The organism is Bacillus sp. ISL-7, from assembly GCF_018613065.1.
Genome location: NZ_JAGGQW010000057.1, coordinates 62485 through 76917, shown reverse-complemented (window position 1 = coordinate 76917; position 14433 = coordinate 62485). Strand labels below are relative to the sequence as shown.

Annotated in this window: 15 protein-coding genes and 2 pseudogenes; 16 read left to right on the top strand and 1 reads right to left on the bottom strand. The window is 39.0% G+C overall.

The genetic code is table 11. The annotated features are described in order from the left end of the window. The first annotated feature begins 124 nt into the window (after nt 1–124). Nucleotides 125–508 carry a hypothetical protein gene (locus tag J7E66_RS23635; RefSeq protein ID WP_251033106.1) on the top strand — a complete coding sequence of 128 codons (384 nt, stop codon included), beginning with the start codon at nt 125–127 and terminating at the stop codon, nt 506–508. Beyond that, nucleotides 498–989 carry an endolytic transglycosylase MltG gene (locus tag J7E66_RS23630; protein ID WP_215004337.1) on the top strand — a complete coding sequence of 164 codons (492 nt, stop codon included), beginning with the start codon at nt 498–500 and terminating at the stop codon, nt 987–989. The genes J7E66_RS23635 and J7E66_RS23630 overlap by 11 nt, the downstream gene beginning before the upstream one ends. A gap of 58 nt (nt 990–1047) precedes the next feature. On the opposite strand, the gene J7E66_RS23625 is transcribed toward J7E66_RS23630, so the two are convergent. Further along, nucleotides 1048–1299 carry a DUF2533 family protein gene (locus J7E66_RS23625; RefSeq protein WP_215004335.1) on the bottom strand — a complete coding sequence of 84 codons (252 nt, stop codon included), beginning with the start codon at nt 1297–1299 and terminating at the stop codon, nt 1048–1050. 265 nt (nt 1300–1564) lie between these two features. Between J7E66_RS23625 and J7E66_RS23620 the strand changes: the two genes are divergently transcribed. The 14 genes and pseudogenes from J7E66_RS23620 to J7E66_RS23560 all read left to right on the top strand — a co-directional run bounded on the left by J7E66_RS23620 (nt 1565) and on the right by J7E66_RS23560 (nt 14211). Beyond that, nucleotides 1565–2998, top strand: a complete 1434-nt coding sequence (locus J7E66_RS23620; protein WP_215004333.1) for an MDR family MFS transporter — start codon at nt 1565–1567, stop codon at nt 2996–2998. 186 nt (nt 2999–3184) lie between these two features. Next, nucleotides 3185–4003 (top strand): DUF4405 domain-containing protein, encoded by an 819-nt coding sequence (locus J7E66_RS23615; protein WP_215004331.1) that lies wholly within the window; start codon nt 3185–3187, stop codon nt 4001–4003. A 345-nt stretch (nt 4004–4348) separates the two neighbouring features. Beyond that, nucleotides 4349–4483 (top strand): BA3454 family stress response protein, encoded by a 135-nt coding sequence (locus J7E66_RS23610; protein ID WP_215004329.1) that lies wholly within the window; start codon nt 4349–4351, stop codon nt 4481–4483. A 41-nt stretch (nt 4484–4524) separates the two neighbouring features. Then, nucleotides 4525–5193, top strand: coding sequence for a ribose-5-phosphate isomerase RpiA (gene rpiA / locus J7E66_RS23605; protein ID WP_215004327.1), 669 nt, complete (start codon nt 4525–4527; stop codon nt 5191–5193). 40 nt (nt 5194–5233) lie between these two features. Then, a pseudogene (gene zwf / locus J7E66_RS23600) lies at nt 5234–6735 on the top strand (glucose-6-phosphate dehydrogenase). Nucleotides 6736–6757: 22 nt separating this feature from the next. Beyond that, a pseudogene (locus J7E66_RS23595) lies at nt 6758–7058 on the top strand (transketolase); the annotation flags it as partial. 109 nt (nt 7059–7167) lie between these two features. Then, nucleotides 7168–8061 carry a phosphogluconate dehydrogenase (NAD(+)-dependent, decarboxylating) gene (gene gnd / locus J7E66_RS23590; protein WP_215004325.1) on the top strand — a complete coding sequence of 298 codons (894 nt, stop codon included), beginning with the start codon at nt 7168–7170 and terminating at the stop codon, nt 8059–8061. A gap of 33 nt (nt 8062–8094) precedes the next feature. Next, nucleotides 8095–8754: a fructose-6-phosphate aldolase gene (fsa, locus tag J7E66_RS23585; protein ID WP_215004323.1), complete on the top strand. Its 660-nt coding sequence runs from the start codon at nt 8095–8097 to the stop codon at nt 8752–8754. A gap of 98 nt (nt 8755–8852) precedes the next feature. Beyond that, nucleotides 8853–10190, top strand: coding sequence for a glucose-6-phosphate isomerase (locus tag J7E66_RS23580; RefSeq protein WP_215004321.1), 1338 nt, complete (start codon nt 8853–8855; stop codon nt 10188–10190). Between the two features lie 168 nt (nt 10191–10358). Beyond that, nucleotides 10359–10481: a hypothetical protein gene (locus J7E66_RS32405; protein ID WP_285289252.1), complete on the top strand. Its 123-nt coding sequence runs from the start codon at nt 10359–10361 to the stop codon at nt 10479–10481. Between the two features lie 64 nt (nt 10482–10545). After that, nucleotides 10546–10944, top strand: coding sequence for a DoxX family protein (locus J7E66_RS23575; RefSeq protein ID WP_215004319.1), 399 nt, complete (start codon nt 10546–10548; stop codon nt 10942–10944). Nucleotides 10945–11040: 96 nt separating this feature from the next. Then, the gene (locus tag J7E66_RS23570) at nt 11041–12009 is read left to right on the top strand and encodes a ring-cleaving dioxygenase (protein WP_215004317.1); all 969 of its coding nucleotides are present in this window, start codon (nt 11041–11043) and stop codon (nt 12007–12009) included. A gap of 18 nt (nt 12010–12027) precedes the next feature. Beyond that, nucleotides 12028–13005 carry a ring-cleaving dioxygenase gene (locus tag J7E66_RS23565; protein ID WP_215004315.1) on the top strand — a complete coding sequence of 326 codons (978 nt, stop codon included), beginning with the start codon at nt 12028–12030 and terminating at the stop codon, nt 13003–13005. Between the two features lie 192 nt (nt 13006–13197). Beyond that, the gene (locus J7E66_RS23560; protein WP_215004313.1) at nt 13198–14211 is read left to right on the top strand and encodes a pirin family protein; all 1014 of its coding nucleotides are present in this window, start codon (nt 13198–13200) and stop codon (nt 14209–14211) included. Nucleotides 14212–14433 lie beyond the last annotated feature (222 nt).

Genomic DNA, 14433 nt, shown 5'->3' with positions numbered 1-14433 from the left:
GGTGGTTCGATTTGTCAAATCCATCCGACTTGTGTCTTATTTAGTCGCTTTTAATCGAAATATTTATATTTAGGATGTATAATAGGGAATTGTGGATTGCTATGTAAAAAAGGAGGAAACTAATATGATGGAATGGACTATAATTCTGTTGATTGCGATATCAGCTGTGTTGCTAATCGTTTCAATTATATCGAATCGCAACTTAGAAAAACAAAAACATAAGGAAATTGATATGGTTCATGTGGCTGTAATGAAGGATATCAATAACGTGCACGATCAAATTCGCAATTTGGAACTTGATTTAGAAGTGGTCACAAAGGAAGCAGGCGTTCAACTGACTCCAGAAGAAATGATATTTAAGCGTGAAATACTAGATTTATATAAACGCAAATATTCGATTGAATCCATTGCTCAGAAAAAACAAGTTTCAGAGAGTGAAATTAACCAATTCCTTGCACCTTATCTAGCAGCAAAGGATGAAAGGAGCAAATTAGCAAATGAAATTTAATGTAGTGAGCAGCTTTGCGGCCGGAATTCTTCTAGCTTCGACCATTTGTGGTGCTGTTTACTTCACTGAAGATCCTGCAGTCACAAAAGCAGCTCCCAAACCGACCAAAAGCGTGCAGAAAACAGTCGTTCAACCAACTGAAGCAGAGATGAAAGATAAGCTTTTAACAGCTGGGTATATTGTTCAACCGAAGGCAGACTATGATAAGACAATAGAAGCAACTAAAAAAGCGGCTTCAGCGGCTTCAGCCAATAATAATTCTAAAAAGATCGTCTATCGAGCAGTTATTTCAGTAACACAAGGGATGACCAGCATCGATGTCGGTAGAATGCTTGAAAAAGCAAAAATCGTACCTGATGATTTTAAATTCTCAAGAGATGTAGAGAAAAAAGGTGTCGAGAAAAATTTGCGTCCGGGTACATTCACAGTCGATACAGAAATGACCTATGATCAAGTCATCGCGACTATTTTTAAAAAGTAACCATCTATATAACAAAGACGGACAGGATCTAACGATTCTGTCCGTTCTTTATTTATTATTAGTTTTTTTTCACGAATTCCTGGACCATTTCACCCGTAACGGTTTGCCTCGTTGGAATAAAGCGCAGGTTGATTTTATTAATAATATTGGTGACTGCATTGATTTTATCGGTTGAAAAAGGTTTACCTTGCTTACATAACTCAATCGCTTCTTCGATATATTGTTCGCGTTGTTGATCGAGCTCTAAGAATTTTTGATAGGTTTCATGTTGATTTGCCGCGTGTTTAATTAAATCTTTATGTACACTCATGATTTCACTCCTTAAATAATTAACTTATACAATCATACCATAATTGATAATTTTTATCTGTTCAATAAGATTTTATGTTGAAGCTCCAGGAGAGAAGTATGGTAAAATATTAGACTCACATCGAAAGTCAGCATCGATACGTGGGAGTGAACAAACCCGAAGACGGAGGGAGATAAATCAGTTTTATTAAGGATATGTTAAAATCGAAAATAATCTTTATAAAGAATTAGGTGTACATTTTTAGTAGAGGGAAGTGGAGTCGATAATGAAACAATACAATACGCGAGCTATTATGGCGTCGCTGCTTATCTGCGGTTTCGTTGGCATGTTCAGCGAGACGGCGCTCAACATAGCGATTAGTAATTTAATGGATGTGTTCCAAATTTCAGCTGCAACCGCACAGTGGTTGACAACAGGGTTCTTACTTACACTCGGCATTCTGATGCCGATGACTGGGTTACTGCTACAATGGTTTACGACAAGGCAATTGTTTATTGGTTCTCTTACGAGCTTGATTGTCGGCACTTTAATTGCGGCGCTCGCATTCAATTTCGAAATCCTTATGGTTGCTCGTGTTTTACAGGCGGTGGGAATGGGCCTGTTGATTCCGCTCATGTTCAATACGATCCTCGTCGTGTATCCACCTGAGAAACGTGGGGCGGCGATGGGGTTTGTCGGACTTGTCATCATGTTCGCTCCGGCGACCGGCCCGACTGTAGCTGGTCTCCTAATTGAATACTTATCATGGCATTATATATTTTGGGTATCACTGCCATTTTTGGTGATAGGGCTTTTGGTAGGGTTGAAGTATTTGGAAAACGTCACAGAGGTGACGAAACCTCGCATTGATCTATTATCAGTTGCATTATCAACGCTCGGCTTCGGTGGCGTCGTCTTCGGCTTCAGCAAGGCAGGAGAAGGCACCGAAGGTTGGACCAGCCCGGTCGTGGTCACTTCAATTATCATCGGGCTAGTCGCACTCGTGTTGTTCACGCGGCGGCAGACAGTTATGCGCGAACCTATGATGGACTTGCGCGTCTTCAAGTACCCGATGTACAACGTGGGGCTGCTTTTGGTACTGTCATCGATGATGATTATCTTGTCTAGCATGATTATTCTGCCAATGTTTCTTCAGAATGGTATGAGCCTGTCACCGTTTGCCGCTGGACTTATGCTGTTGCCGGGCAGCGCGTTGAACGGTATCCTGTCGCCGCGCATGGGGAGTTTGTTCGATAAATATGGGCCGAAGTGGCTGGTTATTCCAGGTCTCATCGTCGTCGCGATATCGATATGGTTTCTTTCCGACATATCGTCTGCATCTTCGATTGCTTTTATCGTCTCGTTGCATATCGGATTAATGGTCGGTATCTCAATGGTTTGGATGCCGGCGCAGACTAACGGGCTGAACGAGCTGCCACCGGAGCTTTACCCACATGGTACGGCAGTCATGAACACGCTTCAGCAGGTCGCAGGAGCAATTGGAACAGCGATTGCCATTATCATCCTTACAAGCGGTATGGATAAGTATTTGCACAACTCCCCAACGCCAACGAAACAGTCTGAGATGGCTAACGCGATGACGTTCGGCTCACAGAACGTGTTCTTGTTCACGTTGACCGTTACGCTAATCGGTCTTGCTATGGCGTTCTTCATCCGCCGCGTTGTCGTCAAACATGCGTCGATGAATTCGATCCATTAATGTTCGAAAAGGGAGCCTAGGGGCTCCCTTTTCAATTAACGGGGACTTTCACTAATTACAGTTATATTAGAAGGGTCCGTTGTTGTTTCTTTGTTTTCTACCTTAAGACCTTAAGGTTTTCTTAAGGTTATCCAAATAAAATGGGAACCAGTTAAGGTTAATGTTGAATTTGGAGGTATTTATTATATGAAAAAGAATTATACAAAAATTATACTGGATTTGATGATGGCTATTACGTTAGTGCTGCTAATGAATCCAAGAGTATTAAACGGTTTACCGTTTCATGAAATCGCTGGTCTGATAATAGGAGTAGCTATTCTTATACACATTGGATTGAACTATCGCTGGGTCGTAAATACAACCAAAAAGATATTGGACCCCAAACTCCCTAAAAAAACTCGATTTAGTTATCTGATCAATATACTTCTATTAATTTCTATGGCTACTGTCATTATAACTGGTATATTAATTTCAAAAGTAGTTCTTCCAAGTTTCGCAGTTCAAGAGAATCACTCGATTCGAGGAATCCACGGTTTCTCTGCTGATGCAACACTTGCTTTCGTTGGTCTTCACATTGGGGTACATTGGCAATGGGTATTGGGTATTTGCAAAAAGGCGTTTAAGTCGAAAGAAGGAAAATTTAGGAAGGGTGTTCTTGTATCAGTGATACTATCAATGGCCATTTTGGCCGGTGGAATTCAATGGTTTTCCTCAACAGCTTCTTCAAATGCTGGTGAATTTAAGCAGGAACAAATGCAACAAAGTGGGCAGTCAACTAATACGAACATAGGTGATACAACGAAAACACCTCAAGGATCGCCTGGCGGAGATTTTCGTGAAGGAAAATTTCATGGTAAGGATGGACATGGAGAGAGCAGCAACCCGTTTCTCGTTCTTCTTAATTATTTTGCGATTTGGGCAGCAATCATAATTCCTACTTATTATCTGGAAAAGAGAATCTTAAGGAATAAGCGGAGATCAAGAGATTTTAAACCACAAGTATAATTTGCGTCTGACTGGAACGCATAAAAACATTCATAAAAGATAGAGAGAAAATGTGTGAAAAAGGACTGTATTAAAAGCCAGTAGACGACTCCGGTATTGTACCGGAGTCGTTTTATTTAGGTTGTAGTTTTTTAAATCTTTCCTTCCAGCCTTTAACCATCTCTAATACACTCCGATTTACTCTGCTGTGTTAAAGAATTTTATCGAGATTTGCTATTTTAATTTGAAATACTTTACTTGACGACATTCGACATTAAGATATATTATGGTTACATAAAGTTACCTAGGTTAATAAAAATAACCTTAATAATTCACAAATAATAAAATGATTAGGAAGTGAAGACTATGATTGAAGTAACTGTAAAACTTAATTTTAAGGGAAGGAATTACCAAACGAATATCATTGCAAGAAAGGACACTCCTGAAAAACAAATCTTGCAGATGCCATGGGAACAAGTTGTAAAACAATGGACAAATTAATAGTGGAGAAATCCCAACTTTAGATGAAGGGAGATAAAGCCTTGAATGAAAAGAAAGAAGTAGGAGAAAAAGCTGTAGAATATGTGAAAGACGGCATGGTGGTTGGACTCGGTACAGGTTCTACTGTATTTTATACCATCACTAAGCTCGGTCAGTTAGTCCAGCAGGGACTTTCCATTAAAGGAGTTCCGACTTCGGAACATACGAAACAATTAGCGTTAGAACTTGGTATTCCACTTGCTTCGTTAGATGAGATTGAGCAAATTGATGTCGCAATTGATGGAGCAGATCAGGTAGATCCTGAGTTAAATCTCATTAAAGGCGGCGGCGGTGCTCTTTTAAGAGAGAAAATCATCGCTACAGCAGCTGAAACTTTCATTGTCGTTGCCGACTCTGATAAAAATGTAGATACATTAGGAACTTTTCCATTGCCAATAGAAGTGGTCCCATTTGGATACGAAATGACAGTAAAACATATCAGGGAACTTGGAGGCAGTCCGAAACTGAGACAAAAGGATGGAACCCCTTATCTAACAGATAACGGTAATTTTATTATAGACAGCAGTTTTCAAGAAATTACACATCCAAGAGAGTTAGAGAAAAACCTGAACCTCATACCAGGTGTAGTTGATAACGGATTATTTGTAGGAATGGCAGATATTGTTATTACTATTAAAGATAAAAAGCTTGCAACGAAAGTCCGAAGCTAGAAAATGGGAGAAATCAGAATACGAACTTGGGGGATTAATAATGGAATCAATGACCTTTGTCTTATTTGGAGCAACTGGGGATTTAGCAAAGAGAAAGATTTTCCCAGCTATATACAACTTGTATGTTGATCAAAAGTTACCACAGTCCATATCTATTATTGGGCTCGGTAGAGGGGACCTTTCTCATTCAGATTTCCAAGAAAAAGTGAAAGACTCTATATTAGACTTTTCACGCCGCCTAGAACATGAGGCAGCAAATATGGGGGGATTTTTAGAATACTTCCGCTACAGTAGATTGGATGTAACCCGTAAAGAAGATTATCAACAACTACTTCAATTAGTGAAGCAGCGTGAAGAAGATCTTGATTTAGAAGAAAATCGTATGTTTTATCTTTCAGTGGCACCAGAATTTTTTGACACGATTGCCCTTAACATAAAAAATAGCGGCCTTGGTCAGGCAGCCGGCTGGAAACGTTTAATCATAGAAAAGCCTTTTGGTCATGACCTCAAATCTGCACGTGAACTCAATAAAAAACTCAGCCGTGCTTTTGAGGAAGAGGAAATTTACCGAATCGACCATTACTTAGGCAAACCAATGGTTCAGAACCTGGAAGCCTTGGCTTTCGCAAACCCCATATTACAGTCGGTATGGAATAAAGACCATATTGCAAATGTCCAAATAACTGCGAGTGAAACCGTTGGGGTTGAGAAGAGAGCGGGTTATTACGACCAAGCTGGAGCAATCCGTGATATGGTTCAAAACCATATGCTGCAAATTTTGATGATGACAGCCATGGATAAGCCTGAAAAATTAACGCAGCGGAAATTAGACATGAGAAGCGGAAGGTCATGGAGTCACTTCGGCCCGTAAAAGAAGAAGATGTCCCATACGATATTGTCCGCGGCCAATACATTTCAGGAGAGGTGAATGATCAAAAAGTTCCAAGTTATATAGAAGAGCCTGGAGTAAATCCTTTTTCCACGACTGATACATTTGTCGCTGCCCGTTTGTGGATTGATCATCCATCATGGACTGGAGTTCCCTTTTACATTCGTACAGGAAAAAGAATGAAGGAAAAATCAACGCGGATTGTCATCGAATTTAAAAATAAGGAAAACCAACCATATAAAAATAATCAAATCGATCCTAATTTATTAATTATTGAAATTAATCCTAATGAAAATATCTCCTTCCAATTAAACAGCAAAAACCCATTAAAAAATGGAAAGGTTACTCCTATTAGAATTAATTTTTCAAATGATCAAATAGGATTGGGAGTACCTGAAGCGTATGAAAGACTTATCTATGATGCTGTTAACGGGGATTCTACCTTCTTTGCTCATTGGAAAGAAGTTGAATTGTCATGGGAATGGGTACAGCCAATTCTTAATGCATTTGAGGGAAATATAGTTCCGCTCCATAAATATCAGTCAGGTTCATATGGTCCTGCAGCTTCTGATTCCTTGCTATTGGAAAATGGTTTTAAATGGTGGCTTGATGAAAAGCTTCAAGAAAACAAGGACACTGTACTACACATCTAAGATAATCTGGAGGGAAAAAATGATGTCTCAAAACATTGATAATGTATCAGTAATTACGATTCGAACGCTTTCTATTGATGCGATTAATGCAGCTAATTCAGGTCATCCAGGTCTCCCAATGGGGGCAGCACCAATGACGTATGCATTATGGGCAAAACATCTTAATCACAACCCTGAAAACCCAAAATGGTTTAACCGCGACCGATTCGTTTTATCTGCAGAGACATGGATCCAGTTTGCTGTATAGCATGATTCATTTAGCTGGCTATGATGTCACGATTGATGATTTGAAAAACTTTCTAAAATTAAATAGCAGAACTCCGGATACCGCTGATAATGTAGTACGTATGGCGAAAAGTGTCTTACAACATTCTTAGGTAGATCAGTAAAGAAACAGATCAAAATTATTATACAACATTGGAGGATAACATAATGAAGGTAGGACTTATTGGTTTAGGAAAAATGGGATTAAACTTAGGGCAAAATTTATTGGATCACCAGCATGAAGTTGTTGCATTTGATGTTAATCCAAGTGCAGTAGAAAGTATGAAGGAATATGGAGCAACTGGTGTATCCAGTTATAAAGAACTCATTCAGTCGTTGGAACATCCAAGAATTGTCTGGATTATGGTCCCTCATGCAGTGGTTGATTCAGTTATTGGTGAGATCTTACCCTATTTGGAAAAAGGTGATATTGTCGTTGAAGCAGGTAATTCTCACTATAAAGAATCGATTCAACGCTACAACGAATTAAAGGAAATAGGCGTGAGATTTATGGATGCGGGTACTTCAGGCGGTATGGAAGGTGCTCGAAATGGCGCTTGTTATATGATTGGCGGTGATCCAGAGGCCTGGGAAGTGGTTGAACCCCTTTTCAAGGATACAGCAGTGGAAAATGGCTTCTTATATGCTGGCAAGGCTGGAAGCGGGCACTTCTTAAAAATGGTTCATAATGGAATCGAGTATGCCATGATGGCAGCCATTGGCGAAGGTTTTGAAGTGCTTGAGAAAAGCGAATTTGATTTTGATTACGAAAAGGTCGCACGTGTTTGGAATAATGGATCCGTTATTCGTTCATGGCTGATGGAATTAACAGAAAATGCATTTTCAAAATATCCAAATTTGGAAGAAATTAAAGGAATTATGCATTCTTCAGGTGAAGGAAAATGGACTGTAGAGGCAGCCTTAGACCTCAAAACAGCAACACCAGTCATTGCCATGTCATTATTAATGCGTTATCGCTCTCTAGAAGATGATACCTTTACAGGAAAAGTTGTAGCAGCACTAAGAAATGAATTTGGCGGACATACTGTCGAAAAAAACTAAAATATTATTTAATAAAAATTGGAGGAATACATTATGAAATTTTTTATCGATACGGCAAACCTAGATGAAATCAAAAAGGCCTATAAAATTGGGGTGTTATCTGGTGTCACGACCAACCCATCCTTAGTGGCTAAAGAAGGCGTGAAATTCGAAGATCGTATCGCAGAAATCTTAAATGCTGTTCCAGAAGTGGAGTCAGTTTCTGCCGAAGTAACACCTAATGCTTTAACTGCTGACCAAATGATTGCAGAAGCAGATGAGCTTATTAAAATTAACGGCGGAGATAAGAATATTACCATCAAAGTTCCAATGACACTTGATGGTCTAGAGACTTGCCGCTATTTAACTAAAAAAGGTGTTAAAACCAATGTTACCTTAATTTTTAGTGTGAACCAGGCATTGTTGGCGGCACGTGCAGGAGCTACTTATGTTTCACCATTCTTAGGACGTTTAGATGATATTAATGAAGATGGTGTAGAACTGGTTGCAAAAATTGCTCAGATGTTCCGTGTTCAAAATCTAGATTCACAAATCATTGCAGCATCCGTTCGTCATCCTGATCATGTAACCCGCGTAGCGTTGGCTGGAGCTCATATAGCTACCATTCCATTCAAGGTCATTGAGCAATTATCTAAACATCCTTTAACAGACCAAGGACTTGAAAAATTTGCGGCTGACTGGAAAACTGTTTAAAAATTGCTAAAAACTAAAAGGGCGTTTTCTCTTATCCTGGCTGGGTAAGGAAATAACGCCCTTAAACATAATTTAATGAAAGAAAGAGGAGAACAATAATGGCTATAACTTTTGATTATTCTAATGCATTATCTTTCATGCAGCAGCATGAAGTGGATTATTTAAGTGAATTTGTGAAAACAGCACATGAGATGCTTCTCGGTAAAAAAGGACCGGGATCTGATTATCTTGGATGGGTCGATTTACCACATAACTACGATAAAGAAGAATTTGCAAGAATCAAAGCTGCTTCTGAAAGAATTCGGAGTAATTCGGATGCTTTAATCGTAATTGGAATCGGGGGCTCTTATCTTGGTGCAAAAGCTGCCATTGAAGCGCTGTCTCATACGTTTCATAACCAAATTGACGGCAAAACAGAGATTTATTTTGCTGGACAAAATATCAGTGCTACATATCTAACCCATTTATTTGATGTGATTAAGGACAAAGATATTTCGGTCAATGTCATCTCAAAATCAGGTACAACAACAGAGCCTGCTATTGCGTTCCGTATTTTCCGGGATTATTTGGAGAAAAAGTATGGTAAAGAAGAGGCGAAAAAACGTATTTATGCGACAACAGATCGTGCTAAAGGTGCCTTAAAAACACTTGCTGATGAAGAAGGATATGAAACCTTTGTCATTCCTGATGACGTGGGCGGCAGATATTCCGTGTTGACCGCAGTAGGTTTATTACCTATTGCAACAGCCGGGTTAGATATTGATAAAATGATGGCAGGTGCCGCAGCTGCTGCGGATAAGTATAATAATCCGAACTTGGCAGAAAACCAAAGTTATCAGTACGCTGCAGTCAGAAATGCCCTTTACAGAAAAGGAAAATCAATTGAACTATTGGTAAACTTTGAACCATCTTTTCATTATGTATCTGAATGGTGGAAACAATTATTTGGTGAGAGTGAAGGAAAGGACCAAAAGGGTCTTTATCCTGCTTCTGTCGATTTCACTACCGATCTTCACTCCATGGGACAATATGTGCAAGAAGGACACCGGGACCTTATTGAAACCGTGGTATCTGTAAAAGAACCTAAAGTAGACATTACCCTAGGGGTAGAAGAGGCAGATCTTGATGGATTAAATTATTTAGCTGGGAAGACAATGGATTATGTGAATAAGAATGCTGCACAGGGTACGGTTCTAGCTCATGTGGATGGAGGAGTTCCAAACTTATCCGTGGAGTTGGATCAATTAAATGAATATACCTTCGGTGAAATGGTGTATTTCTTTGAGAAAGCATGTGGAATCAGTGGCTTGCTCATGGGAGTAAATCCTTTTGACCAGCCAGGTGTAGAGGCATATAAGAAAAACATGTTTGCACTCCTAGGAAAACCAGGATATGAAGCAGAAAGAGAAGAATTACAAAAACGCATATCAAAATAGTAGTAAATGGAAGCACTATTGTTTAGAATAACGGGTTCTGTTATCGATTACAAAAATAAAATAAAAGGTTATTGACAAAAAAGTTTACAAGTATTATTATTATCTCATATTCAAGATAATTTAATGCGAGATAATATAATTCGAGACTTTTTTAGGGAGGTGAAAATAATGGAGAGGAAATGCAATAATCTGCCCTTTCTAATATTAATGCAAACATCTAAAGCAATTCATGATCGAATAAAGGAAGAAATGGCAATGAACAAGCTTGGTATTATGGAATTATCATTTTAGACTTTCATTTTTTTTAATAAATTATCTCGAATTCGAGACAAATAACATTTAGGAGGATTTTAAGATGATAAACATTGGTTTATTAATCATTCGTTTGGTAATTGGTTTACTATTTGTGGGTCACGGTGCTCAAAAATTGTTTGGCTGGTTCGGTGGCTATGGATTGAAAGGAACCGGTGGCTGGTTTGAATCCATTGGCATGAAACCAGGAGTGACCATGGCTATTTTCGCAGGTTTAGCAGAACTTATTGGGGGACTTTTGTTTGCTTTAGGACTATTAACACCACTTGCAGGAATAATAATTGCAGGAACTATGTTAATGGCTATCGTAAAAGTGCATGCTCCAAATGGATTATGGGCAACAGCTAATGGTTATGAATACAACTTAACTTTGCTTTCAGTTGCTATTGGTATAGCTCTGATTGGTCCCGGTCAATATGCTTTAGATTCATTATTATTCTAAAATATCTGGTCTTTTATGACACTTTTTACTATTACAGGCGATCTTCAATTTCGAACAAAAGAATTAAATTAATATTGTGACAGGAGTGATTAGGAGATGGAACTCTTAGGACTACATCATGTATCAATTTTAACAGGGAAAGCGGAAAAAAATTATGAATTTTATACAAAAATTTTAGGAATGAGATTGGTAAAGAAAACTGTTAACCAAGATAATACAGAATCCTATCATCTTTTCTATGCTGACGCGGAAGGAACTCCAGGAACGGAAGTAACGTTCTTTGACATTCCTCATCTTGGGCAAACATATAGGGGAACTTCAGATATTTCTACTGTATCACTAAGGGTTAGAAGTTCAGATTCATTGTTATTTTGGAAAGAACGTTTTAATCAATTTGGGATTGAACATGATGATATTCAAAAAAGAGCAAGTCGTGATACATTGGCTTTCAGAGATTTCGAGGGGACTCGTTTTATCCTCGTAGCCGATAACGGTGAAAAAGGTGTGAGAGCTGGGATTCCTTGGCAAAAGGATGACATTCCACTAGAACATGCCATTATTGGTTTAGGACCTGTAACCCTCACAGTCGCAATAGCAGAACCAACTATCGGTGTTTTAACAGAAGTTATGGGTTTTCGATTTGCCGGTGCTTATCCTTCACTTGAAGGGGATTATCCTGATATATCGGTTTATGCAACTGGCGAAGGCGGCAGTGGTGCGGAGGTTCATATTGAAACAAGACCCGATTTGCCGAGAGTCCGCTTAGGTCGTGGAGGTGTTCACCATGTTGCCTTCCGTGTTCCGAATGAGGAAGAATATGATCAATGGGCCGTGCGATTGAAAGAATACAGGTTACCGAATTCAGGGAAAGTGGAACGGTATTATTTCAAGGCATTATATTTTAGGGAACCCAATGGTATATTATTTGAATTATCAACAGATACACCAGGATTTGCGACAGATGAACCAATGGAAACAATGGGGGAAAAACTATCACTTCCACCATTTTTGGAACCAAATCGAAAAGAGATCGAAGAAAAATTACGACCATTGATTTTAAATTAAATCTTGGAGGAATATATAATGAACCATCTAAAAGGAATACACCATGTAACAGCTATTACAAGCAGTGCAGAAAAGAACTATGAATTTTTCACATATGTTTTAGGGATGCGTTTAGTTAAGAAAACGGTAAATCAAGATGATATTCAAACCTATCACTTATTCTTTGCAGATGATAAAGGCAGCGCAGGCACAGACATGACTTTCTTTGATTTCCCCGGCATTCCTAAAGGCGTACATGGTACAAACGAGATTTCAAAGACATCGTTCCGTGTACCGAGTGATGTAGCATTAGACTATTGGGTAAAACGTTATGATCGTTTAGACGTGAAACATACTGGAATCAAAGAGCAATTTGGCATGAAAACCCTCTCTTTCATTGATTTTGACGATCAGCAATATCAATTGATTTCAGATGAATTCAATAAAGGGGTAGAATCTGGAACACCATGGGAAAAAGGTCCCGTTCCACTGGAATATGCCATTACTGGTTTAGGACCTGTTTTTATCCGTACTGCGAAATTTGATTACTTTAAAGAAATGATGGAAAAAATCCTATTATTTAAAGAGACAGATAAAGAAGGGTCATTCCATTTATTTGAAGTGGGGGAAGGCGGGAATGGTGCCTCGGTCATTGTAGAATATAATGCCATTCTTCCTGAAGCCCAGCAAGGTTTTGGGACGGTTCATCATGCGGCATTCCGTGTAGAGGATCGCGCTGTTTTAGAAGAATGGATTGAACGGATGAGTAGCTTTGGATTCCATACATCCGGTTATGTAAATCGTCACTTTTTTGAGTCATTATACGCAAGAGTGGCACCGCAAATTTTATTTGAGTTCGCTACAGATGGTCCTGGTTTTATGGGAGATGAACCTTACGAAACGCTTGGGGAAAAATTATCTTTACCTCCATTCTTAGAATCTAAACGAGCAGAAATAGAAAAATTAGTTCGCCCAATTGATACAGTGAGAAGTACAAAGGAATTCATAAAAGAATAAAAGGAAAATTAATAAACCAAACAGCTATTTACGAAGAAAAGTGGAAAAAATATGCTAAGTAACTTCGACATGAAGAAAGACGATGTTTTCTTAGATTTTTTTAATTAGGCCCGACTAAATAGGCTGTTGTTTGATTATCACGTTACTTCAGATTATCCACAACAGGGTGACTTTTAAAGGAGATAAATAGAAGTGAATAGCAAAATCATGAAAATACCAAAATTAGGATTTCCATGGGAGACAGAAGACCCGTTCCTTATGACAGTACATCATAAAGATGCGTATCCATCAGGAAATGACCAGCAGGGTCCTAACGTTTCATTGGAAGGCAGAAATCTTGGAGAGGATTTTACGTTGCGTGATGGTTTTAGAATGTATCATGGCACAACGGTTCCGGGATTTCCTGTACATCCCCACAGAGGTTTTGAAACGGTAACAGTCGTTCTTGAAGGTTTTGTTGATCATTTTGATTCATATGGGTCCGTAGGACGATTTGGGAATGGGGATGTCCAATGGATGACAGCAGGAAAGGGCTGCCAGCATACTGAAATGTTTCCTCTCGTCCATCAGGACAAAGGCAATCCACTTGAATTCTTTCAGATATGGCTGAATCTACCTGCAAAAGATAAATTCGCTGATCCTGAATATAAAATGTTATGGGCTGAGGATATACCGGAAGTACAATCGGCGGCTGCTAGTGGACATAATACGACCGTAAGACTGATTGCCGGGAGTGTGATGGGCAAGTCTAGTTTAGAATCAAACTCTGCTTCTTGGGCAAACGATAAAAATCATCATGTGGGAATCTACCTTATTCATATGGAGCCGGAAGCAGTCTTCACCCTGCCGTCATTTTCAGCGACAATGACGAGAAATATATACTATTATCAGGGAGATAAACTAAATATAGACGAAACAGCGATTGAAACTTACCATCGTGTAAAGCTTGCTGGTGATCAGGAAATCACGATTACAAATGGATTATCTGAGAGTTATATGCTGCTCCTAGAGGGTGAGCCGATACAAGAACCTGTCGTTTCCTATGGACCGTTTGTAATGAATACTGAGCAGGAAATTCGCGATGCATTCAAGGATTATCAAACTACACAATTTGGAGGCTGGCCGTGGGACCGTCCAGATCCTGTAAATAAGCGTGAGTCAGGAAGATTCGCACGCCATGCGGATGGAAGAGTTGAAAAAAGGTAACCACTATTCATTAAATGTAAGGTTAGTATTAAGACCCTTCCATAATCGGGCGCTTTAATGGAGCAATGAAAAAGCCTAATTTCTCAATTTAATGTTTGAGAAATTAGGCTTTTTAATATTGAAATTTCCTTAACGTTGTAAATCCCCATTTTCCTGACGCTACCCTAATACAGTATTTTTGAATAAATATTTCTGTTTGACAGATGCTAGATTTGTTCATTG

Bases quoted from the DNA above. Each gene is read 5' to 3' on its own strand.
- J7E66_RS23620 (WP_215004333.1), top strand. From the start codon at position 1,565: ATGAAACAATACAATACGCGAGCTATTATGGCGTCGCTGCTTATCTGC.
- J7E66_RS23625 (WP_215004335.1), bottom strand. From the start codon at position 1,299: ATGAGTGTACATAAAGATTTAATTAAACACGCGGCAAATCAACATGAA.
- J7E66_RS23610 (WP_215004329.1), top strand. From the start codon at position 4,349: ATGATTGAAGTAACTGTAAAACTTAATTTTAAGGGAAGGAATTACCAA.
- fsa (WP_215004323.1), top strand. From the start codon at position 8,095: ATGAAATTTTTTATCGATACGGCAAACCTAGATGAAATCAAAAAGGCC.
- J7E66_RS23575 (WP_215004319.1), top strand. From the start codon at position 10,546: ATGATAAACATTGGTTTATTAATCATTCGTTTGGTAATTGGTTTACTA.
- J7E66_RS23635 (WP_251033106.1), top strand. From the start codon at position 125: ATGATGGAATGGACTATAATTCTGTTGATTGCGATATCAGCTGTGTTG.
- J7E66_RS23630 (WP_215004337.1), top strand. From the start codon at position 498: ATGAAATTTAATGTAGTGAGCAGCTTTGCGGCCGGAATTCTTCTAGCT.
- gnd (WP_215004325.1), top strand. From the start codon at position 7,168: ATGAAGGTAGGACTTATTGGTTTAGGAAAAATGGGATTAAACTTAGGG.
- J7E66_RS23565 (WP_215004315.1), top strand. From the start codon at position 12,028: ATGAACCATCTAAAAGGAATACACCATGTAACAGCTATTACAAGCAGT.
- J7E66_RS23580 (WP_215004321.1), top strand. From the start codon at position 8,853: ATGGCTATAACTTTTGATTATTCTAATGCATTATCTTTCATGCAGCAG.
- J7E66_RS32405 (WP_285289252.1), top strand. From the start codon at position 10,359: ATGGAGAGGAAATGCAATAATCTGCCCTTTCTAATATTAATGCAAACA.
- J7E66_RS23615 (WP_215004331.1), top strand. From the start codon at position 3,185: ATGAAAAAGAATTATACAAAAATTATACTGGATTTGATGATGGCTATT.
- J7E66_RS23570 (WP_215004317.1), top strand. From the start codon at position 11,041: ATGGAACTCTTAGGACTACATCATGTATCAATTTTAACAGGGAAAGCG.